The organism is Dyadobacter sp. CY356, assembly GCF_021440195.1.
Classification (GTDB): Bacteria; Bacteroidota; Bacteroidia; order Cytophagales; family Spirosomataceae; genus Dyadobacter.
Window position 1 is genome coordinate 244,721 of the sequence record NZ_JAJTSZ010000007.1, and the last position, 24,646, is coordinate 269,366.

The 24,646-nt window shown below is 39.8% G+C and carries 23 protein-coding genes and 1 tRNA gene; 15 read left to right on the top strand and 9 right to left on the bottom strand.

What is annotated here, in order from left to right:
• Positions 1–90: 90 nt before the first annotated feature.
• Together LXL81_RS21940 and LXL81_RS21945 are read right to left on the bottom strand one after the other, a co-directional pair.
• The gene (locus LXL81_RS21940) at positions 91–282 is read right to left on the bottom strand and encodes a type II toxin-antitoxin system HicA family toxin (protein WP_234648904.1); all 192 of its coding nucleotides are present in this window, start codon (positions 280–282) and stop codon (positions 91–93) included.
• The gene (locus tag LXL81_RS21945) at positions 282–485 is read right to left on the bottom strand and encodes a type II toxin-antitoxin system HicB family antitoxin (protein WP_234648905.1); all 204 of its coding nucleotides are present in this window, start codon (positions 483–485) and stop codon (positions 282–284) included. Before LXL81_RS21945 ends, LXL81_RS21940 begins: the two co-directional genes overlap by 1 nt.
• 253 nt (positions 486–738) lie before the next feature.
• On the opposite strand from LXL81_RS21945, the gene LXL81_RS21950 reads away from it, so the two are divergent.
• Positions 739–960 (top strand): hypothetical protein, encoded by a 222-nt coding sequence (locus tag LXL81_RS21950; RefSeq protein ID WP_234648906.1) that lies wholly within the window; start codon positions 739–741, stop codon positions 958–960.
• A 318-nt stretch (positions 961–1,278) separates the two neighbouring features.
• Here LXL81_RS21950 and LXL81_RS21955 read toward each other — a convergent pair whose 3' ends face one another.
• Together LXL81_RS21955 and LXL81_RS21960 are read right to left on the bottom strand one after the other, a co-directional pair.
• Positions 1,279–1,992, bottom strand: a complete 714-nt coding sequence (locus LXL81_RS21955; RefSeq protein WP_234648907.1) for a YqjF family protein — start codon at positions 1,990–1,992, stop codon at positions 1,279–1,281.
• Between the two features lie 72 nt (positions 1,993–2,064).
• Positions 2,065–3,759, bottom strand: coding sequence for a hypothetical protein (locus tag LXL81_RS21960; protein ID WP_234648908.1), 1,695 nt, complete (start codon positions 3,757–3,759; stop codon positions 2,065–2,067).
• Between the two features lie 755 nt (positions 3,760–4,514).
• Here LXL81_RS21960 and LXL81_RS21965 point away from each other — a divergent pair.
• Positions 4,515–5,513: an AAA family ATPase gene (locus LXL81_RS21965; protein ID WP_234648909.1), complete on the top strand. Its 999-nt coding sequence runs from the start codon at positions 4,515–4,517 to the stop codon at positions 5,511–5,513.
• A complete protein-coding gene (locus LXL81_RS21970) occupies positions 5,513–8,044 on the top strand; it encodes a S8 family peptidase (RefSeq protein ID WP_234648910.1) in 2,532 nt (843 codons plus the stop codon). Before LXL81_RS21965 ends, LXL81_RS21970 begins: the two co-directional genes overlap by 1 nt.
• Before the next feature lie 180 nt (positions 8,045–8,224).
• Here the strand turns inward: LXL81_RS21970 and LXL81_RS21975 are convergent.
• The 3 genes from LXL81_RS21975 to LXL81_RS21985 form a co-directional block, all read right to left on the bottom strand.
• A tRNA-Arg gene (locus LXL81_RS21975) sits at positions 8,225–8,296 on the bottom strand.
• 79 nt (positions 8,297–8,375) lie between these two features.
• Entirely contained in the window at positions 8,376–9,626 is a 1,251-nt protein-coding gene (gene hflX / locus LXL81_RS21980; RefSeq protein ID WP_234648911.1) for a GTPase HflX, read from the bottom strand.
• 26 nt (positions 9,627–9,652) lie between these two features.
• Positions 9,653–9,808 carry a hypothetical protein gene (locus tag LXL81_RS21985; protein WP_234648912.1) on the bottom strand — a complete coding sequence of 52 codons (156 nt, stop codon included), beginning with the start codon at positions 9,806–9,808 and terminating at the stop codon, positions 9,653–9,655.
• A 162-nt stretch (positions 9,809–9,970) separates the two neighbouring features.
• Between LXL81_RS21985 and LXL81_RS21990 the strand changes: the two genes are divergently transcribed.
• The 6 genes from LXL81_RS21990 (at position 9,971) to LXL81_RS22015 (ending at position 15,706) form a co-directional block, all read left to right on the top strand.
• Positions 9,971–11,356, top strand: coding sequence for an MATE family efflux transporter (locus tag LXL81_RS21990; protein WP_234648913.1), 1,386 nt, complete (start codon positions 9,971–9,973; stop codon positions 11,354–11,356).
• Positions 11,357–11,511: 155 nt separating this feature from the next.
• Positions 11,512–12,162, top strand: coding sequence for a Crp/Fnr family transcriptional regulator (locus LXL81_RS21995; RefSeq protein ID WP_234648914.1), 651 nt, complete (start codon positions 11,512–11,514; stop codon positions 12,160–12,162).
• 71 nt (positions 12,163–12,233) lie between these two features.
• A complete protein-coding gene (locus LXL81_RS22000) occupies positions 12,234–13,028 on the top strand; it encodes a sulfite exporter TauE/SafE family protein (protein WP_234648915.1) in 795 nt (264 codons plus the stop codon).
• 140 nt (positions 13,029–13,168) lie between these two features.
• Positions 13,169–14,551 (top strand): rhodanese-like domain-containing protein, encoded by a 1,383-nt coding sequence (locus LXL81_RS22005; protein ID WP_234649002.1) that lies wholly within the window; start codon positions 13,169–13,171, stop codon positions 14,549–14,551.
• 33 nt (positions 14,552–14,584) lie between these two features.
• Positions 14,585–15,160: a YeeE/YedE family protein gene (locus LXL81_RS22010; protein WP_234648916.1), complete on the top strand. Its 576-nt coding sequence runs from the start codon at positions 14,585–14,587 to the stop codon at positions 15,158–15,160.
• 33 nt (positions 15,161–15,193) lie between these two features.
• Complete coding sequence (locus tag LXL81_RS22015) at positions 15,194–15,706, top strand: DUF6691 family protein (RefSeq protein ID WP_234648917.1); 513 nt, start codon at positions 15,194–15,196, stop codon at positions 15,704–15,706.
• A 3-nt stretch (positions 15,707–15,709) separates the two neighbouring features.
• On the opposite strand, the gene LXL81_RS22020 is transcribed toward LXL81_RS22015, so the two are convergent.
• Complete coding sequence (locus LXL81_RS22020) at positions 15,710–16,477, bottom strand: class I SAM-dependent methyltransferase (RefSeq protein WP_234648918.1); 768 nt, start codon at positions 16,475–16,477, stop codon at positions 15,710–15,712.
• Positions 16,478–16,859: 382 nt separating this feature from the next.
• Between LXL81_RS22020 and LXL81_RS22025 the strand changes: the two genes are divergently transcribed.
• The 3 genes from LXL81_RS22025 to LXL81_RS22035 all read left to right on the top strand — a co-directional run bounded on the left by LXL81_RS22025 (position 16,860) and on the right by LXL81_RS22035 (position 21,872).
• Positions 16,860–20,276, top strand: coding sequence for a HEAT repeat domain-containing protein (locus LXL81_RS22025; protein WP_234648919.1), 3,417 nt, complete (start codon positions 16,860–16,862; stop codon positions 20,274–20,276).
• Between the two features lie 205 nt (positions 20,277–20,481).
• A complete protein-coding gene (locus tag LXL81_RS22030) occupies positions 20,482–21,519 on the top strand; it encodes a hypothetical protein (RefSeq protein ID WP_234648920.1) in 1,038 nt (345 codons plus the stop codon).
• Positions 21,520–21,533: 14 nt separating this feature from the next.
• Complete coding sequence (locus LXL81_RS22035) at positions 21,534–21,872, top strand: DUF6984 family protein (protein ID WP_234648921.1); 339 nt, start codon at positions 21,534–21,536, stop codon at positions 21,870–21,872.
• A gap of 4 nt (positions 21,873–21,876) precedes the next feature.
• Here the strand turns inward: LXL81_RS22035 and LXL81_RS22040 are convergent, their stop codons facing one another.
• The gene (locus LXL81_RS22040; RefSeq protein WP_234648922.1) at positions 21,877–22,737 is read right to left on the bottom strand and encodes a helix-turn-helix domain-containing protein; all 861 of its coding nucleotides are present in this window, start codon (positions 22,735–22,737) and stop codon (positions 21,877–21,879) included.
• Positions 22,738–22,963: 226 nt separating this feature from the next.
• Between LXL81_RS22040 and hxlB the strand changes: the two genes are divergently transcribed.
• The 3 genes from hxlB (at position 22,964) to LXL81_RS22055 (ending at position 24,617) form a co-directional block, all read left to right on the top strand.
• The gene (gene hxlB / locus LXL81_RS22045; protein ID WP_234648923.1) at positions 22,964–23,548 is read left to right on the top strand and encodes a 6-phospho-3-hexuloisomerase; all 585 of its coding nucleotides are present in this window, start codon (positions 22,964–22,966) and stop codon (positions 23,546–23,548) included.
• A 55-nt stretch (positions 23,549–23,603) separates the two neighbouring features.
• Positions 23,604–24,233, top strand: coding sequence for a 3-hexulose-6-phosphate synthase (gene hxlA / locus LXL81_RS22050; RefSeq protein ID WP_234648924.1), 630 nt, complete (start codon positions 23,604–23,606; stop codon positions 24,231–24,233).
• 174 nt (positions 24,234–24,407) lie between these two features.
• Complete coding sequence (locus LXL81_RS22055; RefSeq protein ID WP_234648925.1) at positions 24,408–24,617, top strand: alkylphosphonate utilization protein; 210 nt, start codon at positions 24,408–24,410, stop codon at positions 24,615–24,617.
• Positions 24,618–24,646 lie beyond the last annotated feature (29 nt).

Genomic DNA, 24,646 nt, shown 5'->3' on the forward strand with positions numbered 1-24,646 from the left:
TGGTTTAGGCTGCGTGGGTATTTAACGTAAATTTGGGGTTTTGGGGTTCAGATTTGAGGTAAGACGGACCTGACTATTGTGGAAGACTTATTATAACTTATCAATTTCGAGTTGTTTGCAGATTGCTTCACATAAAAATAAATCTAATTGCGCATGTCTGGGAACTGTCGTTTTCTTACCAGTCAGCTCATTCCTGAAAATATCATGTTTACCACCGTTTCTGTGGAGATAGCAAGAATGTTGCTCTAAATGTTTGATGAATTTACTTCTTTTTACAGACATCAGGCAAAAACCAATTCTTCTTTGGAAACGACATCCCCAAAGTCTTCCTCTGAGCGCATATCTTCCAAATATAACTCAAGGGCATCCTGAATATTCTCCATTACTTCTTCTCTCGTATTCCCTTGGGTAATAACGGAAGGAATTTCCTTAATTGAGCCTACCAAACTTTCAGCTCCCTGAATGATCAAGACTGTTAATTTCATTTTCGAAATTTTGATTACACTAATATAGTAAAAAAACACTAAACGTCTTTAATTGCCTTGTGACAACTTAAGTGGATCTACCGATTTTTCTTCAACTATAACTTTGGGGAGAGTTGATAAACTAAATCCCATAGTCAAATTCTCTCATTATGCACCTTCTGTATTTAATAACAATAATTTCACCAAAAACTAAAATTTCATGAATACATTTGTTATAATTAACAAATAACAGAACAAAGAAGAACTCAACAGTATGAATGCGATAGATTATTTGCGCGATGAAATAAAGCTATACTTCCCGGAATCATCCGAGCTGGTACTCTCAGGCGTTTTTGCCCAACGCCGCCGTTTTAACTTTTATTTTAAAATCAGGGATAAGTACCCATATCTCCTTTATTTAAATTGGGATGGAGAATATGACCAGTTTATATTAAAGTGCCTGGAATTTGCAAATGAGGAATTCTGGAAAAGCTAATAGCGGAATATCCGGATAATGGAGCCAAAACCTTTAATCTCGGAAATCCCCGTCTCGCTGTTTCTTTTATTTATCGAAGTGAAAATAGATTGGCGGTTCTGGACTTCAAAGGACCGGTTGACGCGGAGATTCATTCCAGGGAAATTTCAGGAAATAAGCTAATGGAGTGTATTGATCCGGAAATGCTTGTAAATTGAGTGAGTGTTTTTAAGAGTTATTGATTTCTAAATCGGTAGTGCTTCACGGCACTTTGCCTGCGATAATAATCGATTTCCTATGGAATAAATTCCAGGATTTTATGCATCAATCCACCTCAGATCAAATCCGGGTTCTTTTCCATTTCACTGCAACGGAAGATCCTTCCGCCAGCATAACAGAATCAGGTTTTCTGTCTTTTAAAAAGTCAAACTCATCTCCATACATCGCAGCAAAATTACAGTTGATCTCATAATTAATCACTTCGTTGACGTTCCAACGAGCATGTTGAATATTGTATTCTTCCGTGGTCTCCTCATCGACTTTGGTATAACCGTAATAATGTTCAAAAATGAATTCTTCTATACTGCCGGTAGACATGGGTATACCCGCTTCCTTAGCTTCTGCATAGATTGAATTCCAGTTGCCGGCGATTTTCCAGTCAAATTTTATTTGTTTGGTTTTACCATCAGTCTTCCAGTCATGGTGTGTCGGAATGGAGACATAGTGTTCCTTATATAAATAATTGGCAACCGCTGCGACTATCTTACTTGGTACCGTTTCATTGATAAAAACAACACCTCTTTTTTCACCATTTTCTGTTTTCCTGATTACGTAAAAGCGGAGATTGACTTCTTCAAAAGTCCCGTAAAATGGGATTGGAACATTGAAAATCCTGGTGTCTTTGAAAAGAAAACCAACGAGACTAACATAGGTTTTGCCTTCATAAAAATCCAGTTCCACACCTTTGGGAATATACGGTGCTAATATTTCTGGTGGCACAGCATAATTAGCCATGATCAGATTTTCCCATTTTGCTTTCAAAAAGTTGGTCATGATTAAGCATGCTCAATAACTATGCCCCTTCTACAATGTGTAGTGACAAGGCCAGCTCTATCTTCAATAAATTTATCTCGACACGTGCATGGACCCAATATTATAAACATCGACAATTTTGTTGTTCACAAAATAAACGAGATGCAGCTTATAATCAGCGTTTTCTATTTTTTCCTTAAAAATGGTAACATCAAAACCATCCATAGGTATTTTTCGAAACGATGTATAAAAATGCCTGAATGAACGTTTATAGGTATTGTTTACGGGAAATATATATTTTGGCTGCTCTTGGTCAGTCGCCGTTGCTACGACAAACAGCCTGGAAATGCCGCTGCCCGTATCCATCTTTAAATCAGTATTTTTCAGTTTAAGAACCTTATTATCATCCGACTTAGAAACATTTATCAATTTTGTAACTTTCTCCCACTCAATGCTTTTTACAGATTTTTCAACAGGATCAGGTTTGGGGAAGAAAAAAGTCCTCAGGCAAAAATCGAAATCAGATGCGGATAAATTATTTCTAAAAACAATCGGAAAGTAGGTGCTTTTATTCCATGCATAATTAATTTGATTGGTCATGATGTCATTCCTGTAATTTTCCGTTTTATCAGCGTACAGGTAGTAAGAACTCAGGCAAAAGACAAATGCTATGGATGCGAGGGAAAGCCTGACAAGTTTTCCCAAAAATAAATGATTCCAATATTGATCGTAAAATCCTATTGCGAAGACGCCAAAAAATGCAGAGTATATTTTGTAACGATCCAGTTTAAAACCGAAATGATCTGGTTCGGTACCGCGGGCAAAGGTTATCAAAAATCCAACAAACAGCACTGAAGTAAGCCCAGCCAGACAAAACCACTGTAACTGACTGATATCCTTTCCTTTTCCCAAGGCCAGTTTTATCGCAGCAATTACAAAAGGAAACAAAAACAAAGTTCCAAGTATAATGCAAGGAGCCTCATGTCCAACCACTTTGGAGTCGGCCAGTTGACCGGCAAATGAAATCAGAAGAATACATTTAGGAAAAAAATTGCTTGTGAAATTTCCAAGTACAGACCCTGAGTACATTTTCAAAGTCATCAAATGGATCAACGTGATCGAGATAACTGCCAGTGACAAACCAATACGGCTCAGGGAAAGTTTGGCGGATGAATAAAAGATGATGAGCCAGATCAGAATCGTCATCATACCATTTGCGCTGGTAAATAAAGCAAGAACTGCAAGTATGGCGCTTAACGGAAACTTTTTACGAAAAATAGCCAGGTAAAAACTCCATAAAGAAAAGAAAATACAAGGAGCGTGCTGCAAGCTACAAGTCGCCCACGAGATCGAATCTTCGTAGTGCTGTAACTGAAAAAGCACACAGGCGATGGCAAAAAGCGAAAGCAGGGATAATTTTTTATCTCTTTTTAATAAGACAAAGAATATGAAAACGCCAATTAAACTGAGATCACCCAGCATGATCAGCCCTTTTATGTCAATTTCACCGGTTATTTTGTAATAAAGCAATGTCAAAACCTTTGCAAATATTACCCGGTGCTCGAAATTCTGTTCAAAAAGGAGCATTATTTTCCTTGATATTCCGTCAGATTTGATGTATTCTGACAGAAAAAGGATCAGGTTATCATAGTCGTCATAAAAGGGAAAATTGTAAGCGAAAATATATACAAAATACCCAAATAAGGCAATCACATTTCCAATCGCAATCCAGACAATGACCTTAAAAAACGAATAATATTTAGATAGCAATGTTGAGAAATTTGACATTCTTTTAAGCTGAGTATATTGGTCAAAGGGCTTAGCAGGACAAGCCATTGATCATAAATTTATCTCAAATGAAAGGCCTGGCAAATTGCAACGCTATCTCTGCTTCTCTCTTGATACGTTGCCAACTTCTCGCCCTTTTCTAACATTTGCGATCGGATATTTTCATAGCTAAAAAAGTCCGTATCCAATCAATTAGCCTGATACAAAACTAAGATTTAACATGGACTTCCGTATAGTGGGTACATTATTTTTTTAATATGTCTTAAAAATTTTTCGACAAAAACTGCGCTTAGGGTTCAATTGTACAGAATTGATTTTACATCCACTATCCGCATTCTTTTTCTATAAGGTCTCTGTTATTGCTATATAAAAAGATTAAGTGACATGGATGGTGTGGATTGTAATTTTATTGCCGTCACAGAAGGCAGGCTAAAAGGCTGGCCTTTGTGATGGCGACGGGAATATGGTTATCTCTGAAAATCAGCAGCTTAAAAAAACAATTAAAATAGGGTAGCAAAATGGTATCAAATTTATGAGAGATCATTAAACTGTTATACATTTGTTAACATTAGTAATTATAAATGAAATGATATAAATACCTTTCAAAAAACAAGAAAGTAATCGTTTTCTGCGATTTGCTACACTATCTAATGCATATCTATACATCAATCCATAGATAATTTACTGTATATTATGTATTACCATCTCAAATTTGCATCTTAACATAGTATTAAGGGCAACTACTTTGTTTATTTATGAATCAAGATCTCATGATACGGCTTTTTCGCTCAATTGAGGGAGAAAAGAAAGATGATATTGTCCAGGTTGCTGAGTTTATCATAGATGATGAACGAAAAAAAGGGCATACAAGGCTAGCAGATCGATTATCATCTATTCTGGAGTCAAATATCAATACGCATCAGTCTTATAAAGGAGAGATGCAAAATATTTTTGGATCAGACCTAAACATTCCCAAAGAGAACCGTAACAATATTCCCTTGGCAACGGCCATCAGCCGGGAAAATTTGCGACATGAAATGGTTCTACCAGCTGAAATTGAATTAAAGATACAAAGAATAGAAAAGGAATTTGTTGCGAGAGAGCGTCTTGCATTATATGGACTTAAACCAAGGAGAAGAATCTTATTTCATGGTGGGCCAGGATGTGGGAAAAGCATGAGCGCAGAACGAATAGCCTGGAACATTGGATTACCGTTTTTAAAAGTACGGTTTGAGGCAATTATATCTTCTTACCTCGGAGAGTCTGCATCTAATCTAAAAAAATTATTTGAGGCCATTAAAAATTTCCCATGTGTCTTATTACTAGATGAGTTTGATTTTATAGCAAAATCTAGGGATAGCAAACACGATGTAGGAGAAATGCATAGAATTGTCAATATATTGCTAAATGTACTGGAAGACTATGAAGGGCCTGGTATTATCGTTGCAACAACCAATTTAGAAGGAAGCATCGATAAAGCACTATTTAGAAGGTTTGACGATATCATTGAAATTACCAAACCAGGGAAAGAAGAGATTTTAAGAATACTTAAATCTACTCTTTCCGCTATAGACACCCAACCAAATTTAGCATGGAAAGATCTCTCTAACAAGATGTTAGGTTTTTCTGCGGCGCTCATTGTAAAAATTGCCATTGACGCTGCGAAAATATCTGTTATCCAAGGAAAAGGCATAGTTAATGAAGACAACATCTTACAATCTCTAAGTGAAAACCAACTTTATTACAAATCCTAATGTCAGATTTCCCTCACCTTCCTCTATCACGAAAAATTTTTGGAGAATATAAATTTCCATCGGGTGGCTCAAATAAAAAAGGAGCTCTTACTTTACAAAATTTAGTAAATAGGCCTGCACATGCTGTCTCACTGACGACAAGCATTTCTAGTCTACGAAAAAGATGGGTTACGCAACGAACAGAAAGAGAAAATAAGGGATTGCCTGAATTGCCATTTGAAGATAAAATACCTGTCTTTCTTCAAATTGATACAGAATCATTTCCGATTGAATCACTTAAACATTGGGGAATTGAACTTCTCTCAGAAGAACAAAACGGCTATGTAATTGGTGTATCTACCGATGATTTCTCATCTCTATCAGAAAAAATTGCTGCTTTCATCGCTTCTCAAGGAAGGTATAAAGATACTGCTGCCAAGTTATGGAGTATAAATGACGGTGTCACATGGCGAATCCAGAATATACTAACTCCTGAATTAAGTGCGAACTGGGATCGTCTTGGTGATCGTGACATGTTTTTTGTGTATGCAGGAATTGCATGTTACCTCTCTGCGCCAGCTTACCCGGATAAAAAGGATCTGACCGATGAACAATATTCAGTGAAGATAGAAAAATGGCATCAAGCTGATCGTTTAATAAGAGAGCAACGTGACGACAAAGCGTTTGAAAGGCAAGATCAATTTGATGTTCTTTTAGGAAATTATGGAGCAACAGACATTAGTGCGTACATCGATTTTAATGATAGCTTCTATATATCTTTCAAAATCAATGGGCTTGGATTGAAAGATTTAACATTGAATTACCCGTATCTATTTGAATTAGGGCTTAATAGCTCACAAAATGACTTTTTTGGTGATGATGGAGAGGTTTTAGAAATCACCACTCAACTAGCTGCACCAGACCTTAACGCTCCGAAAATTTGCGTAATCGATAGCGGAATTCAAGAAAATCACAAATTATTAAATCCAGCAATATTATCCGGTTTATCATTATCTTTTGTACCTAATGACACTGACGTTGCTGATAAAGTAAGCTCAGGTGGGCATGGAACCAAAGTTGCGGGTGCGATCCTGTATGCAAATAATATTCCAAAATCTGGTAATCACCAACTACCTTTTTGGTTAGTAAATGCTCGTGTGCTTAATGATCAAAATTTAATTCCTGATGGAGTTGATCCAGCTAATTTAATGATCAATGTAGTACAGCAATTTGACGAATGTAAAATATTCAACCTCTCAATTGCCCAAGAAAATGCATTCTCTGGTACGCATATGCCGGCCTGGGCGGCCACCATCGATAAACTAACACATGAGAAGGAGAAGCTTTTTATAATTGCAGCTGGTAATATTGCTCGTTCTTCATCTAAAGCAGGTTCACCAGGCATTCGAGAATATATCGATAATGGGCATGAATATCCTAATTTCTTGACACAAGTAAGTAGTAAGGTTGCCAATCCATCTATTTCCTCTTTTTCATTGACAGTAGGTTCAGTTTGTCATAACAATTATGAAGATGATGATAAACAATCATTCGGAAAGCTTAACGATCCATCATCCTTTTCACGTTCAGGTCTAGGAATTTGGGATATGATTAAGCCAGATGTTGTAGAGTACGGAGGAGACTTTGCAGTAGAAAAATTAGGCAGTAAATTATTATCAAACGAACAGTCAATTTCTCCTGAATTAATTTGCTCTACTCTAAATTCAAATTCTGCTATTAGTAAGCACTCTGTTGGAACTTCTTTTTCAGCCCCCAAAGTAACACACATTGCTGGTTGGCTAAATAAAAAATTCCCCTTGCTTTCACCAATTTCTTATAAGGCATTAATTGTCCAATCTGCAAGACTTCCTGAGGAAAAATGGAGAGATCCTTCTGTAATAGACATGCAAATGCTTGGATATGGAATTCCGTCTTTAAATAGAGCTTCAGAAAATTCTGAGTCACGAATAACATTTTTAAGTGAAGGCAAAGTTTCTCCCAAATCCGCAGATGTCTATGTAATAAATGTTCCAAAAGAAATTAACCGCCCTGGTTTAGACAGCGAAATACTGGTAGAAATCACTTTGTCATATACCTCTAAAATTAGACGTACAAGAAAATATCTTAAATCTTACCTTTCTTCATGGTTAGGCTGGGAAATCTCTACATTTAATGAGAACTATGAGGTTTTTTCAAAAAGAGTTTTAAAAATGTTTAGTGATCCAAAGCCGAATGGTGGTGGGACAGATAATATACCATGGACCATCTACGACCGGTCTAATAGAGGTCAAATACGGGATATAAAGAGGCAGGATAATACCACTCAGAAAGATTGGTGCATGATTCCATCAAATAAATTACCAAAGGAATTTTGTATAGCGGTTGTTGGGCATAATGGCTGGCAAAAAGGATTAAAAGACATTATTCCATACTCAATTGTAGTCAGTTTTGAAGTTATTGGATCCCAGTTGCCGATTTACGAAACATTTGAAATTGCAAACCGAGTTACGATACAGCCCGAAAGCAGGTTTGAAGTTCAAATACAGGATTAATTGCGATTTACATAGCATTCTATTCCTTGGTCTGTGCCCTCACAGACCCATTTGAATCTATTCTTGAGACAAAGATAGAATATCAAAATAATACTCCCGATCCAGTCATATTTTGTAACGACAAGAATATTTACCCCAAAAAACAAAAAAGCCGCCCCAAAAAATTGAGGCGGCTTAAAGTGACCGCGACGGGAATCGAACCCATATCTAGAGTTTAGGAAACTCCTATTCTATCCGTTGAACTACGCAGTCAAAACAAATTGGTATCCATATTCCTATGAATACCAATCGGGGTGCAAAAGTGGAAAAATTCCGATTCAATTACAAGTGATTATTCTTCTGATTGCACAGCAGAATATCCTAAATCTAGCCAGTTTGGATAAATCGCGAAGTGTTTGGATTTTACCGCAGCAAATAACGTATTGCGCAGCTCTTCCATATTTTCTTTTTTAGCCGCAGAAATAAATACAACCTGATCTGCCTTGTGCGCCAGATAGCTTTTTTTCAACTGATCCAAAACGCTTTCTGTGGATGCTTCTTCGGGAACTGTATTTCCTTCATCATCCCATTCTTCTGCTTTTGGAGCTGGCTGGTATAAATCAATTTTGTTGAAAACAAGGATCGTCTGCTTGTCCGCCGCTCCGATTTCCACCAAAGTATTGTTTACAACTTCCAGATGTTCTTCATAAGATTCATGGGAAATATCAACAACGTGCACCAGAATATCAGCTTCACGAACTTCGTCCAGCGTAGATTTAAAAGACTCGATCAGTGTTGTTGGCAATTTCCTGATAAACCCAACCGTATCGGTCAACAGGAATGGAATATTTTCCATATTCACTTTCCGGACCGTAGAATCCACGGTGGCGAAAAGTTTGTTTTCAGCAAAAATATCAGATTTAGAAAGTGCCTGCATCAGTGTTGATTTCCCAACGTTGGTATACCCCACGATCGCAACACGCACCAGACGGTCACGTTCCTTGCGCCTTGTCATACTTTGACGGTCCACCTTTTCAAGTTTTTCCTGCAAAAACGCAATTCTGTCTTTTACAATACGTCTATCCGTTTCAAGTTCCGTTTCCCCCGGACCGCGCATACCAACGCCCGCCCCGGACTGGCGACTCAAATGGGTCCACAGTCTTGTCAACCGAGGATACATATATTGGTACTGTGCAAGTTCTACCTGCAATTTCGATTGTGCTGTTTTGGCACGCATCGCAAAAATATCCAGGATCAGAAGACTTCTGTCCAGTACTTTTATATCTTTAAAAACAACTTCAAGGTTACGCACTTGTGAAGGCGACAGGTCATCATCGAAAATAACCATATCCACAGGGTTCGCTGTGATGAAAGTATTTATTTCTTCCAGTTTTCCTTTTCCTACATAAGTCTTTATATCAGCTCTTTCCAGATTCTGGGTGAACTTATGGAGCGTTTTGACACCCAAAGTAGCAGCCAGAAAATCCAGCTCTTCCAGGTATTCTTTGGTTTTTGCGGTGGTTTGTTTTTGTGTACTTACAGCTACCAGCACAGCTGTTTCCTGCGCAACGGCAGTAGAAAATAACTTACTTTTATCAATCATTCAGGATACATTTTTTGTTCAGGCTTTCACACTTTCCTGAGCTGTCCCAGTGGCAAAAGCATCCCTTTTTTAACAGAAACGGTAAATTGAGAACGGATTTTAAACGCCAAAAGTTCAGGTTCAAACGGCATGAAGTTACGACTTCCACCAATAGTATTCCAGTTTTTTATTTGAATATTCAAAAAACAGTTTTGTATCTTTGTAAAAATCGCTTTAAGCCTATGTTGATCGTCGTCTTCGGTTCATTGTAACCACACTGCATTTTTTGGTCCTTCTCACAGGATTGTTCAGCTGCGTCTCTGAAACGCAGGTATCTTATCATTAATCTGAATTTCTCTTCTCAAATGAAAAAGTGGCTACAACTGCTTCGTCAGGCCCTGAGCGGCTCCGAAGAAAGTTTTACTGATGGCAGCATCAACCGGGCAATTTTTCTTCTTTCTGTCCCTATGATCATGGAAATGGTCATGGAATCCCTTTTTGCTGTTGTCGATATATTTTTTGTCTCCAAAGTCAGTATTGAAGCGGTTGCAACCGTAGGACTTACCGAATCGGTTATCACACTCGTTTATTCGGTAGCCATTGGATTAAGTACCGCCGCAACCGCCACCATCGCCCGACGTATAGGCGAAGGGAACATGCCGCAGGCGCGTGTTGCAATCGGGCAGGTGATCTTAATTTCACTTGCCATTTCTCTGCCCATCGCCCTTGCAGGTTTTTTGTTTGCCGGTGATGTATTAAGCATTATGGGTGCAGATCCGAAAGTGATTGAAACCGGGACGATTTTCGCGCAAATACAGTTTCTCAGTGCACCTGTTGTAATTTTATTATACTCATTAAGCGGCGCATTACGTGGTGCCGGCGCGGCTGCGACAGCGATGCGCTCCTTGATCATCGCAAATGTCTTAAACATGATCCTGGGGCCGACGCTGATTTTTGGCTTTGGATTTATTCCCGCTTTCGGTGTAACAGGCGCGGCAATCGCCACGGCTTTGGGCCGTTCGATTGGTGTGGGTTATCAATTATATTCATTAACACGTGTGAATAAAGCTTTGGCATTTGTCTGGGCAGATTTGAAACCGCACAAAGAGACGATCGTAAGTATGGTAAAAGTTGCTGCCGGCGGCACCGGACAGTTTTTAGTTTCCTCCGCAAGCTGGATTTTTCTCACAAGAATTCTGGCAGAATTTGGCAGCGATGTTGTAGCGGGTTATACCATTGCGATTCGCGTGATCATGTTTACGCTCCTTCCTGCATGGGGTTTGGCAAATGCAGCAGCTACTTTGGTTGGACAAAACCTGGGTGCCGGAAAACCGGAACGCGCAGAAATCTCGGTATGGAAATGTGCATCCTACAATTTGTTTTTCCTGCTCGGACTTTCCATTTTAATGTTTGTGGGAGCCGAAAACATCATCGGCTGGTTCAGTCCGAATATCGAAGTGATCCATACCGGAAAACTCGCTTTGCGGGTTTTGTGTCTTGGTTATGGTTTTTACGCATACAGTATGGTGATCATCCAGTCGCTGAATGGGGCCGGTGATACCAAAACACCTACTGTTTTAAACCTGATCTGTTTCTGGCTACTTGAAATTCCATTGGCTTATGTTCTGGCAATTTTCTTCGCACTTGGGCCCATTGGAGTCTTTATTTCAGTACCCGTAGCAGAATCAATTCTGGCATTGCTGGGAATATGGAGGTTTAGACTGGGAAAATGGAAAACAGTAAAGGTGTAGCTATCGGCAATCGGCTTTCGGCTTTCGGCTTTCAGATCATGAAATTGAACAAAGTTGATAATCATTCAGTTGAATAGCTGAACTGGTTTTCAAACATCAGAATCCTGATAAGCTGAAAGCCGATAGCGACTGCCGAAGTTAAAATTACAATCCTTATGTCCACTGACTCTCCAAAAATTCATCAATATATTGAAACGCATTTCCCTTTTTTCGAAGCGGGTTTAAAAGAAAAAATAGAAGAAGTTGCCATTTTGAAACATTTTCGGGCAGGAGAATTGATCATGCGACAGGGACAATATTTCAAACATACCGTACTGATCGCAGCCGGTCTTATCAAACTTTACCGCGAAGGTGACGATGGCGAGGAAGTTTTCATCTATCATTTAAATCCTGGGCAGGCTTGCGCTTTATCCATCATTTGCGCGGCAAAACAGGAAACCAGCCAGGTTTTAGGAAAAGCCGTGGAAGATACGGTAGCGATTTTGATACCTGTTCCTGCCATCGACGAACTGATGAAAAATTATAAAAGCTGGTATTATTTTGTCCTGGAAAATTACCGCGACCGGTTTGATGAACTACTGCTCATGCTCGACCATGTGATATTCAAAAGCATGGACCAACGTCTTGAATTTTATCTTGAAAATCAGGTCAAACAAAAAGGAAATAACCAATTAAGTATCACCCATCAGGAAATTGCCCAGGATTTAAATTCTTCACGCGAAGTAATTTCCAGGTTATTGAAGAAAATGGAAATTGACAAAAAAGTAAACCTCAACAGAAATTACATTGAATGGCTAAATTGTTGAGCCGGGGTGACAATTGTCACAGACTTACCTGTTTTCTCTGCCGAGATTTGTCAAAAATATTGTAGTAAAAAATGGAGATTATTGGCTATCTGGCATCTGTTCTGGCAGGCTTATCATTAGGATTAATCGGAGGAGGCGGATCAATTTTGACCGTACCTATATTGGTTTATCTATTTTCTATCAGTCCGCTCAATGCGACTGAATATTCCTTATTTATCGTTGGCATCACAAGCCTGATAGGCGTCATTCCTCTTTACAGGGAAAAATCGATTGATTTCAGGATGGCTTTACTTTTTGGTATTCCTTCTGCCCTGGCAGTAATATTTGCCAGAAAAGTAATTTTGCCGGCCATTCCCGAAGAAATCATTCTGTTTGACTCCGTCATCATTTTAAGAAGGTTGATGATCATGTTGTTTTTTGCAATGGTGATGATCACCGCTTCTTTGTTTATGATCACGAGAAAGGAAAAAGTTGAGAAAAACTTAAAGATTGAACCGAAGAAACGTTTGGGATTAATTTTCGCTGAGGCAATTTCCGTGGGCACAATCTCAGGAATTTCTGGTGCAGGAGGCGGTTTTTTGATTATTCCTTTGTTAACCATTCTCAATAAAGTACCCATGAAAAAAGCCATAGGTACTTCCCTGCTCATTATTGGTGTTCAATCGATGATCGGTTTTTTCGCGGGATTGCCCGCTGCCAATCCGGACTGGCATTTGCTATTAAAAATTACAGCATTGTCAGTTTCAGGCTTTTTTGCAGGCAACTACTTCTCGGTCAAGTTCTCAGCTGTGGCACTAAAAAACACCTTTGGCTGGTTTGTGCTTTGTATAGGAATTTATATTATCCTGAGAGAGTTAGCCTTTTGAGGTGGTAAACTTCCGAAAAAAATTAAATTGAATGTGACTAATATCACCAACTGCTATCAACTTTTATTCGAATTTTGAGTATTGGTTTATACAAACCGACAGAAACAATTCAGGGTTTCTGTAAAAAATAAAAGATTATGATGAAGATCGAACAAATATATACCGGCTGTCTGGCCCAGGGAGCTTATTTTATTTCTTCCAATGGTGAAGCCGCCGTGATTGACCCTTTGCGTGAGGTAGCACCTTACATTGAAAAAGCAGAAAAATCAAATGTGAAGATTAAATACGTTTTTGAGACGCACTTCCATGCTGATTTTGTTTCCGGACATATTGATCTGGCTGAAAAAACAGGCGCGGAAATTGTATACGGGCCAAAGGCAAATACAGGTTTCAAAGCGCATATCGCAGCAGATGGTGAAGTTTTCAAATTGGGTGATATTTCAATAAAAGTGCTTCACACGCCAGGCCATACAATGGAATCTGCCTGTTATTTATTATCGGATCAAAACGGAAAAGAAATTGCTCTTTTTAGTGGAGATACGCTTTTCATCGGTGATGTGGGCCGACCGGATCTTGCACAAAACGGAGAAGTTACCCAGGACGATCTGGCTGGAATTTTGTTTGATAGTCTGCGTACCAAAATCATGACCTTGCCTGATGACATAACCGTTTATCCGGCGCATGGAGCTGGTTCGGCTTGTGGAAAAAGTATGAGCAAGGAAACCAGTGATTCTTTGGGCAACCAAAAAAGATTCAACTATGCGCTTCGTGCGGATATGACGAAGGAGGAATTTATCAAAGAAGTGACAACCGGGCTGACCGACCCGCCGCAATATTTCCCTGAAAATGTGAAAATGAACCGTGACGGTTATGAAAGTATAGATGATGTGTTGGAACGAGGTGACCATGCATTATCACCGGATGCGTTTGAAACAAAAGCTAATCAAACCAGTGCTTTAATTTTGGATACCCGCAAGGCAGATGATTTTGCCAAAGGTTTTATTCCAAATTCTATCAACATCGGCATCGATGGCGGATTTGCGCCCTGGGTTGGTGCGCTGATTCCGGATCTGAAACAAAATATTTTGCTGGTAACAGATCCCGGACGCGAAGAAGAAGTGGTGACACGTCTGGCAAGAGTTGGTTATGATTATGCCATCGGTTACCTGAATGGTGGATTTAATGTCTGGAAAAAATCAGGAAAGGAAATTGATACAGTAACTTCTCTGCCAGCGCAGAAATTTGCTGAACGATATAACGAAGGAGCTATAAAAATTGTTGATGTCAGAAAACCGGATGAGTTTGAAGCCGGGCATGTTGAAGGTGCTGAAAACATCCCTTTGGATACAATCAATGAAGGTATGACCGCCTTATCAAAAAACGAAACGCTTTACGTCCATTGTGCCGGAGGTTACCGCTCGATGATCGCTGCGTCAATTCTAAAATCAAGAGGCTTTGATGATGTGGTAAATATTGAAGGTGGTTTTGGAGCGATTCAGAAGACGGAAGTCGCTATGAATTAGTTTTGATAATATTGAATTTTAAACAAAATCCAGATGGAAATCTTCGAACTCATCCGCAAACCCTGGCCCTGGTACATCGCGGGCCCGCTTATAGGTTTTACCGTTCCGATTTTACTTTTACTGGGAAATAAATCCTTTGGAATTTCCTCTTCGTTACGCCATATCTGCGCAGCAGTAATTCCAGCCAATATTTCTTTTTTTAAATACGACTGGAAAAAGGAAGCCTGGAATTTATTTTTCGTAGCGGGGATTACCTTGGGAGGTTTTGTTGCTACTTATCTGTTGACAAACCCGGATTCTTTAATTGTTGCAGAATCCACAAAAGCCAGTTTAACCGCATTGGGTATTACCGATTTTTCGGGATTAATGCCCGCTGATATCTTCTCTGTTGAAAATATTTTATCTTTAAAAGGATTGATCTTTTTCGTTTTAGGAGGATTTCTGGTTGGTTTTGGGACTCGGTATGCAGGTGGCTGCACTTCCGGACACGCCATCATGGGACTTGCCAATTTACAATGGCCGTCGCTGGTCGCTACGATATTTTTTATGGTTGGCGGTTTCTTTTCAACCTGGGTTTTATTGCCCTGGCTGCTAAATTTAGTCAACTAAGTTAATTTCAAACGGGTATCAAAATTTGAAGATATGACAACGATTAAAAGTAATTCCACCACCGAAATTGATCTTCCGGACCAAGACATTGACAGTTTTGACGGCACCAATCAGCAATCAAAAACAGAAAATTTTATCAGTAATTTAAAATACCTGATCGTCGGTGTATTTTTCGGTATCGTTTTTGTCAAAGCTGAAATCGTTTCCTGGTTCAGGATTCAGGAAATGTTCAGGTTAGATTCCTTTCATATGTATGGAGTAATTGGATCAGCGGTTATTGTTGGATTGATTTCTATGCAAATCATTAAACGATTTAATATCAAAACCATAAGTGGAGAAACAGTCAGCGTTCCACCTAAACAATTTAATAAAGGCCAGATCTACGGAGGATTTTTGTTCGGCCTTGGCTGGGCAGTCACAGGCGCTTGCCCGGGACCATTATTTGCACAGATCGGAAGTGGTTTTCTGGTGGTAATAATAACCTTATTAAGCGCAATTGCAGGAACCTGGACCTATGGATTATTACGTTCCAGACTCCCGCATTAAGCATTACAATTTCCTTGCAATCAGATAAAGTTGTTCGTCCCCTAACATAAAAGGATCTGCTTCCAGATTTCCGAATGCGCCAACAACTTTTAGCCCGGCAGTTTGGTACATAAAAACAAGTTCTGCCAAAGTATAAATATGCTGGCGAACGGTATGTGTTACTTTTTCAGTACCTGAAATAAAAGTCTGCTCCGATTCAATGTAACCTTCCTCGGGAAAATATTCGTTCTGAGCAAGATAAACGATATCGCCATCAACAGGCATCCAGTTTCTAATCTGATAATTTGGAAAAATACTCTCAGCCAGATTTTCAGTGTGGATGGCAAACTGACCTCCCGGAATCAAAAGATCAGAAATCTTTTGAAGAAATTGCTGCATATCCACACGAGGAAAAAAGCTGAAACTATTTCCAAAACAGTAAGCAGCATCAAAAGATCCGGCCTCAAAAGAAACCGCCAGGATATCTTCACAAATCACTTCCACGGAAAGATTTTCCTGAGCAGCGATCTTTCCCAGTTCTTCACAATATTCTTTTGACAAATCAACACAGGTAAGTTCCATTCCCTGATCCGCCAGCGGCAAAGCATGACGACCATAACCGGCCATCACATCCAGCACTTTATTTCCTTCTTTCAGATCAAGCGTATCCCGCAAAAAATCAACTTCAAATTCAGTATATTCTTCGTCCTGATTTAACTTCCACGCCTTCTGCGGCAAACCTTCAAAATATGTATGATACCAGGCCAATGTGCTAAATAATTTAATTCCCACAAAAATAGTCAATTTTTAAACGCAGAGTTTGGGGAGTTAAACGCTGAGTTCAGGGAGTTTTATTTATTAGTCAAAAAAACTCACCGTACTCTGCGTCAATAGGTATTTATTTTAAACGCAGAGTTTGGGGAGTTTCACGCTGAGTTTGGGGAGTTTTTGTTTTTATCAATTTAACTAAGAAAACTCCCGGATCGCTGTGTAAAACTCCCAATACCTCCGCGTTTAAAAAACAAAACTCACCGTACTCTGCGAAAAACTCTGCTAACTCTGCGTTTAAATAAGCAGTAAAAAAAGCAGTTTTCTTCCTCTTAATTCTTTTTCGACATACATTTAGTCTTTCATGGCTAAGACCTTATTCCATACCAAACAGTAATTAAACCTGATGACCCCTAAAAACTTTTTACGAAAACCACTTCCGATTCTTGCAATGACCGCCGTTGTGGTGGTATCCTGCATGAAAATGGCTCCATCCACCACCAAGATTTCCAGCAAAGCAATGGTGATCAGGGAAGATGCTGCCACCGGAAAAGCCAGAGCCAAGGAGATCCGTGATAATACAGTGATAAAACTGGCTGATGGATTAAAACTTGACCTTTGGGCATCAGATTCCCTGGCTCCGGATCCGGTAGCGATATCCATTGATGATAAAGGAAGGGTTTATCTGAACAGAACAAACCGACAAAAAAACTCTGAATTTGATATCCGTGGTCACCGTAACTGGATGACATCTTCCATCGCGCTGCAATCTGTTGAAGACCGCCGGGCGTTTTTACGTAGTACGTTTGATCCTAAAAAAAGCAAAGAAAACGAATGGCTGAAAGATCTTAACGGTGACGGCTCCCACGACTGGAAAGATCTTACCGTTGAAAAAGATGAAGTATGGCGATTGGAAGATACTGACAACGACGGAATCGCCGACGTTTCCATGCGGATTCTGAGTGATTTCTTTGAAGAAGTTTCTGACGTTGCGGGTGGTTTGCTCGTTCGCGCGCAGGACACTTTCGTTGCGATTGCTCCCGATGTATGGAGATTAAAGGATACCAACGGCGACGGAATTCTGGATCAGAAAACTTCGATCAGTCATGGATATGGCGTGCACATTGGATTCGGCGGTCACGGTATGTCCAATCCGATTGAAGGGCCTGATGGTAAAATTTACTGGAATATTGGTGATATCGGTGCGAACATTACAACCAAGGAAGGTGAAAATTTCAAACGTCCGAATGAAGGAATTATCGCAAGATCAAATCCGGATGGAACTGATTTCGAAATCTTTGCGGGTGGTTTGAGAAATACGCACGAATTCGTTTTTGATGAATATGGTAACCTGATAAGCTCTGACAATGATGGTGATCATCCGGGCGAAAGCGAGCGTTTGGTACACGTAGTTGAAGGTTCTGATGCTGGCTGGCGTTCAAACTGGCAGTATGGAAAATATACTGATCCGAAAAACAACAGCTATAAAGTCTGGATGGACGAGAAGTTATATGTTCCGCATTGGGAAGGTCAGGCGGCATACATCATCCCTCCTATCCAGAATTTCCATAATGGCCCAACGGGAATGCAGTATAATCCGGGAACAGCTTTGGGATCAGAATGGAAAAACAAGTTTTTCCTGGTTGAGTTTGTCGGTAATCCCGCACGTTCGCCAATCTGGTCGTTTGGATTGAAACCAAAAGGTGCCTCATTTGTATTGGATGGAGAAAAAAATATTCTGAACGGAATTCTGCCAACTGGTATTCGTTTCGGTCCGGATGGCGCTTTGTATGTGGCCGACTGGATTAATGGTTGGGATACAAAAAACTACGGACGCGTCTGGCGACTTGATGTAACAGATAGCAAAAATGATCTGAAAGCATTGCGACTTGAAACAAAACGTTTGATGCAGCTGGATTATACAAAACAGCCTGAGTCGATGTTGTATACTTTGCTATCCAATCAGGATATGCGTATCCGTTTAAAATCGCAGTTTGAACTGGCTTCGCGTGGCGCAAAAGGTGCTGTGGAATTAAACAAAGCAATCACTGCAACCGGAAGCCAGTTGGCCAGAATTCACGGAATCTGGGGCGTTGGACAATTGTCCAGACAGGATAAAGCGTACGCCAATACCTTGTTTACTTTATTGAAAGATTCGGATTCGGAGATCGTTGCGCAGGCTGCAAAAATTCTGGGTGATGCAAAAATTGCAGAAGCAGGCCCGCTTTTAATTCCTTTGCTAACAGATAAAAATTCTCGTGTCAAGTTTTTTAGCGCTCAGGCATTAGGCCGTATCAAGGAAAAACAAGCTGTAACTCCCTTGCTTGATATGATCAAAGCGAATAAAGATGAAGATCTTTATTTAAGACACGCAGCCGTTTTGGCACTTTCCCGCATTGGTGAAATTGAACCGATGGTTGCGCTTGCTAATAATTCTGACAAATCCCTTCGTACTGCCGCAGTATTGGTTTTACGCCGGTTAAGCAGCGACAAAGTAAGTTTATTTTTACAAGACAAAGATGAATATATCGTAACGGAAGCCGCTCGCGCGATCAACGACGATTTGTCTATCGAACCGGCTTTACCTGCTTTGGCAGCCATTTTGAAAGAGAAAAGATTTACTTCCGAGCCTTTGTTGCGCCGCGCCATCAATGCATCATTACGTGTAGGGGGTGACGAGCAACTGGATAATCTGATTGCTTTTGCAAAAAGAAAAGACGTAAGTAATGAATTGAGAGCCGAGGCACTGGCAACTTTGGGAAGCTGGGCAAATCCATCAGTTCTGGATCGTGTCGATGGTCGTTACCGTGGGGTGATTACCAGAAATCCTGAAATTGTTAAGACAAAAATAAAACCTCAAATCAGCACTTTGCTGCAAGAAGATGATGCTGCTATCCTCATCGCAACATCGCAAATGGTAAGCGAACTGGGAATATCTGATAACAATACAACACTTGCCAAAATTCTTGATGACAGTAAAGATCCAAAAGTAAGAGCGGCTATGCTGACTGCTTTGCATGACCTGAAATATGCAGATATGGAAACGGTGATGAAAAAAGGCATGACAGATCCTGATGCTGATGTGCGTACTTCGGCTTTGGCGTTGGTAGGCAGTGTCAATATGTCAAAAGAAGCTCTTTCTGATATTTCTAAAACAATATTTGAAAAAGGTAGTATCAAAGAGCAGCAGCAAATGTTACGCGTTTTGGGTGGATTACCCGTGGCCAAGACCGAAACTATTTTTGATGGTTTGATCAGTAAAATGGCATCAAAAGAGTTACCTAAGACTTTGGCGCTGGATCTGAGTGAAGCGGTTGATTCTACAAAATCGAGTGCACTGATTGCTAAAATGGCACCAATGCGTTCAACAGGAGCAACAGTTGCTGACTATCAGGAATCGCTTTATGGAGGAAATGCCATGCTGGGACGCAGATATTTCATGACCAGTTCGCAGGGAGAATGTACACGATGCCACTCCATTGGTGGACAAGGCGGTGCTGTTGGACCATCCTTATCTAAAATTGGTTCAACCTTGTCAAGAGAACAAATCCTGCAAGCACTCATTGAACCGAGTGCAAGATTATCGCCCGGATTTGGAATGGTGGTTTTAACCTTAAAAGATGGACAAACGGCAGCGGGAATTCTGACTGAGGAAAACGCGCATGAGCTTGTACTAAAAACTTCCGAAGCTGAGCCATTGAAAATCCCGGTTGCAAGAATTGCAAAACGGGATAATGTTCCTTCCAGTATGCCTCCAATGGGTTCAATTATGTCCAAAAGAGAAATCAGGGATGTGGTTGAGTTTTTGTCTGGATTGAAATAGATAATTAAAATATTTGTAAATAAAAAGAGAAGTCAAGTTTCTAAAAAAACCTGGCTTCTCTTTTTATTTACAAATACATCCTTTTTGTTATAAACCAAATTTCCCAAATAGGCATGATATTGATAATCAAAAATTAAAAAAGGTATATTTGAAACGCTACCTGGAACAGGAATTTCACCTTAAAGCAAACTCATCATAAAACTAAATGGAATTAGAAAAGAAAGAAGCAGCAGTTCTTAACAATGCAATTAATTTTTGGCAGGAAACAAGTAAGATATCGCCAGAGCTTGCTGAGGACTTACGCAACAGCTATGAGCTTCGAAATTCCAACGTGGATACAATTACCTGGTATGCCTTTATCTCAGCGGTTTCTTGTGGATTGCTGGCTTTCGGTGCCTTGGTGATTGACGAGAAGTGGATAGAATTGTTGCGTAACAAATGGGGATTTTCAGAAACCGTTGTAGGGATCGGATTTTCTCTTGTTGCCATTATGTTCGTCATTTTGGCAAAAAGAAGGAAACTGAAATTTCCAACTGCAAAAGCGAGTAACGAAACCTATACCATCACAATTATTCTCAGCGTGGCTATTGCTATTGCATACTGGACGCGCAGTTTCGCCTATTTCGAGGGCAATTATGCCAGGCCGTTATTAATTGCAGCTGTTGCTTATTTTATCTCTGCGGCTTATCTTAACTCACAGCTTTTGTGGACGGTGATGCTTTTGACATTGGCAGGCTGGTGGGGCGCGCAAACATACTTTTGGACAGGTGGGAACTGGCGTTTTGCCGGGATGAACTACCCCTTAAACATGACCATTTTCGGACTTTTCATTTGGTCACTTTCATGGATTGTTGATAAAATAAGTTTACTTAAATCCTTTACTCCCGTTACCTATTCCATTGGTCTTTTTCTGTTTTTATTGGCTGCCTGGACACTATCGATTTTTGGCAATTATGATGATCTGAGCCGCTGGACAGTCATTCGCCAGGGAACACTCTGGTACTGGGCGGTTGGTTATACAATTGTTTTAGCTGCGCTGACCGCTTATGCATTTCAGACAAAAAATGATGTTTTGCGTGATACCTGTCTGATATTTTTCCTCCTCAATATTTATACCCGTTACTTTGAATATTTCTGGGACAGGACCAACAAAGGAATTTTCTTTGCTATACTTGCGGTTTCATTCTGGTTTGTCGGGAAAAAGGCGGAAGAATGGCGTAATAAGGATAAAAAATTAGCCTGATATTGTATTTACAAATGAGAGAAAAAAGAATAATCCGGCAGAACGAGAAAGATCTGATCGATTTTTTGCTAAATCAATTAAATCTTAATCCTGAAGAATTTCCTGTCGATGAGTATGTCGACGAATATGAAGACGGGAAAATGGGCAGTATCAGTCTGGGTGGTGATGTTTCCGCTTATGCCGGTGATCTGATCCAGGTTGAATATGTTGATTCGGATGAAACGCCGGTGGTAATAACTTTAACCAAAGATGATAAAGGACATTTACTGGATCTTGATTTCTGGAAAGTTGATTTCACAAAGCTTTTAGAATATCCGACACCGGATAAAATTATTCTGAGAGGCAATGTCTAGCCTCTCAGAATAAGGTATTGAACTTGGCTACAATATGTGCCTTTGCTTCATTCTGAAATTGCTCAGGCGATAATCCGGTATGTTGTTTGAAAAAACGACTGAAATACGGTCGGTCGGTAAATCCCAGGTCATAAGAGATTTCCTTAATCGTATTCTCGCTATGGATAATCTGGCGTTTTGCTTCCAGAATAATTCTGTCGTGGATTAATTGCATGCCCGTTTTATCCAGTTTTTCTTTCAAGATCTGATTCAATCGTTTCGAACTTATTCCTAATTTTCCTGCATAAAAATCTGTGTTCCTTACCTGCTGATAATTCATTTCAAGCAAAACCATAAACTCGTAAACGCGTTTTTCGTTTATATCCTGCACCGTAAAATTATGTTCTTTGATACGAACCAATTGCAGCAAAAACACTTTCAGTAATGCTTTAATAATCACCAGACTGTTGTTTTCCCGCTGGTATTCTTCTTCCAGTAACTGATATACCTTCCCTAATTGTCCAGCCGTTTCTTCACTGATTTGCAGACATGAAAATTCTCCCTGAATATTGAAAATCTTAAAAACATCCAGCAGAAACTCCTTCACATCATCATCCAGAATATCTCTTTTGAAGGATAACAAAATGCCCTTCTTCCCTGCTTTATTTAGCTGATGGACGCGGTATGGCGGTATCAGATATATCCAGTCGCCCTTCAATAACTCATCTCCTTTCACGGTGTGCAGGGCATTTTCATTTTTTAGCCAGACGATCTCAAAAAATTCCTTCCTGCTTGGATCATTAAGATAACTCGGCGGACAATTGTCCAGATCTCTTATATAAATCAGCGTTTTGTTTAACTCAACACTAAGCTTCGTTTCTTCCATTTTTTATCAATACTGCAATCTTGTAAATTCTTAGCTTTTAAATCCATATTCCGAATTAGGCACCAAAATTAGCAAATTCTGCAATCGATTAATTATTCGTTAGCAAATAGTCCAACATATCGCGCTGATTGTATAACGTCGTCACTGTAACCTCCAAGTACCTTTGTGATCTTGATTTACGGGATTTTCTTGATGAACAAGATTTCAATAAATATTTAGTGAGATAATGAGTTCAACAATAAATATTGATTTAGCGGCTGATATCCAGGCGAATCTGACGATGATTCTCGAAGAAAATCAGAAGCTGGCAGGTCAGATCGATTTTGATCAGGTTGCAGAAATGGTTCCTTTTATTCAAGATGCTGATCGGATTTTTATCGTTGGTGCTGGAAGGACGGGGTTGGCTTTGAAGGCAGCTGCGATGCGGTTAATGCATTTGGGTTTTACGGTTTTTGTAGTCGGTGAAACGACAACACCAGCGATAAGAAAAAACGATTTGCTTATTGCAGGTTCGGGTTCCGGAACAACCAGCAGTATTGTGAAAGCAGCTGAAAAAGCAGTTTCTGTTAACGCAAAGGTGGTTACAATTTCAACCACTTTGGATTCACCTTTGGCTAAATTATCCAGCCATATCACTATTCTTCCGGCTGCCCAAAAACAAGATCACGGCGGCAGTATTTCTAAACAATATGCCGGAAGTTTATTTGAACAATCTGTTTTACTTCTTACCGATGCTTTAATCCAGACTTTATGGAAACTGGATGGGACGCCGGCAGAAGAGCTTTGGAAACGTCACGCCAATCTTGAATAGAATTTCATTTAACAATTGAATACCAATAATTTATAATTAAATAAACAGTACAATCATGGTAAAATTACAAGTCGCAATAGACTTATTGACAACAGAAGACGCAATTGCACTGGCAACAAAAGTTGCTCCTTATATCGATATCATTGAATTGGGTACGCCTTTAATCAAAAGTGAAGGTTTGGCTGTAATTACAGCAATGAAAAAAGCATTTCCGGACAAATTGGTTTTTGCTGATTTCAAAACAGCTGATGCAGGTGAACTCGAAGCAGATATGGCTTTTGGTGCAGGTGCAGACTTGATTACAATTCTTGGAGCAACAGGCGACGCAACAATTATCGGTGCGGTAAAATCTGCAAAAAAACACGGAAAAGGTGTTGTAGTGGATACAATCGGAGTTTTGGACCGTGTGAAACGTGCGCAGGAAGTTATCGCTTTGGGTGCTGAATTTGTTGAATTACACGCTGGTTTGGACGAACAGGCACAGCCGGGATATTCAATCCAGGTTTTGATTGACGAGGCTTCCCGCGCTGGTGTACCAGTTTCGATTGCTGGCGGTGTTAAGTTGAGCAACATTACCGCAGTGAAAGCTTCTGGTGTAAAAGTTGCTGTTGCAGGTGCTGCTATTTATGGCGCGGCTGACCCGGCTGCTGCTGCAAAAGAACTTCGTGAAGCATTGGACGCTTAGGATTTCCTGTTCTTACAAAAAGCTGTTTCCATTGCGGAAGCAGCTTTTTTTGCATTTCAGGATTTATGATTTTCGTCAGTTTTCATTATCCGGATTATCCTAAATCCATCCATATAAACCCTTTTATCTACCTTTGCGCCAAATTGAACATCATCAGAAAGTAAAAAATTATTCATGGAAGTTAAAGATGGTAACGGAACGCTGCTGACAGAAGGCGATTCGGTAAAGCTGATTAAAGATTTAAAAGTTAAAGGTTCATCGACGACTTTAAAAAGAGGAACTGTTGTAAAAAATATTCGTCTGACTGACGACGCAGAAGAAATTGAAGGTAAAGTGGAAAGAACTGTTATGGTTTTGAAAACTATGTTTGTGCAGAAAATGTAACAAGAAAGTTAACTTTTTGGGAATGAATT

Coding starts and splice junctions, on each gene's coding strand:
- LXL81_RS21990 (WP_234648913.1), top strand. CDS start 9,971: ATGAAAAAGTGGCTACAACTGCTTCGTCAGGCCCTGAGCGGCTCCGAA.
- hxlA (WP_234648924.1), top strand. CDS start 23,604: ATGGTAAAATTACAAGTCGCAATAGACTTATTGACAACAGAAGACGCA.
- LXL81_RS22055 (WP_234648925.1), top strand. CDS start 24,408: ATGGAAGTTAAAGATGGTAACGGAACGCTGCTGACAGAAGGCGATTCG.
- LXL81_RS21950 (WP_234648906.1), top strand. CDS start 739: ATGAATGCGATAGATTATTTGCGCGATGAAATAAAGCTATACTTCCCG.
- hflX (WP_234648911.1), bottom strand. CDS start 9,626: ATGATTGATAAAAGTAAGTTATTTTCTACTGCCGTTGCGCAGGAAACA.
- LXL81_RS21960 (WP_234648908.1), bottom strand. CDS start 3,759: ATGTCAAATTTCTCAACATTGCTATCTAAATATTATTCGTTTTTTAAG.
- LXL81_RS21965 (WP_234648909.1), top strand. CDS start 4,515: ATGAATCAAGATCTCATGATACGGCTTTTTCGCTCAATTGAGGGAGAA.
- LXL81_RS22015 (WP_234648917.1), top strand. CDS start 15,194: ATGACAACGATTAAAAGTAATTCCACCACCGAAATTGATCTTCCGGAC.
- LXL81_RS22025 (WP_234648919.1), top strand. CDS start 16,860: ATGACCCCTAAAAACTTTTTACGAAAACCACTTCCGATTCTTGCAATG.
- LXL81_RS22030 (WP_234648920.1), top strand. CDS start 20,482: ATGGAATTAGAAAAGAAAGAAGCAGCAGTTCTTAACAATGCAATTAAT.
- LXL81_RS22035 (WP_234648921.1), top strand. CDS start 21,534: ATGAGAGAAAAAAGAATAATCCGGCAGAACGAGAAAGATCTGATCGAT.
- LXL81_RS22005 (WP_234649002.1), top strand. CDS start 13,169: ATGAAGATCGAACAAATATATACCGGCTGTCTGGCCCAGGGAGCTTAT.
- LXL81_RS21940 (WP_234648904.1), bottom strand. CDS start 282: ATGTCTGTAAAAAGAAGTAAATTCATCAAACATTTAGAGCAACATTCT.
- LXL81_RS22000 (WP_234648915.1), top strand. CDS start 12,234: ATGGAGATTATTGGCTATCTGGCATCTGTTCTGGCAGGCTTATCATTA.
- LXL81_RS22040 (WP_234648922.1), bottom strand. CDS start 22,737: ATGGAAGAAACGAAGCTTAGTGTTGAGTTAAACAAAACGCTGATTTAT.
- LXL81_RS21945 (WP_234648905.1), bottom strand. CDS start 485: ATGAAATTAACAGTCTTGATCATTCAGGGAGCTGAAAGTTTGGTAGGC.
- LXL81_RS21995 (WP_234648914.1), top strand. CDS start 11,512: ATGTCCACTGACTCTCCAAAAATTCATCAATATATTGAAACGCATTTC.
- hxlB (WP_234648923.1), top strand. CDS start 22,964: ATGAGTTCAACAATAAATATTGATTTAGCGGCTGATATCCAGGCGAAT.
- LXL81_RS21955 (WP_234648907.1), bottom strand. CDS start 1,992: ATGACCAACTTTTTGAAAGCAAAATGGGAAAATCTGATCATGGCTAAT.
- LXL81_RS21970 (WP_234648910.1), top strand. CDS start 5,513: ATGTCAGATTTCCCTCACCTTCCTCTATCACGAAAAATTTTTGGAGAA.
- LXL81_RS22010 (WP_234648916.1), top strand. CDS start 14,585: ATGGAAATCTTCGAACTCATCCGCAAACCCTGGCCCTGGTACATCGCG.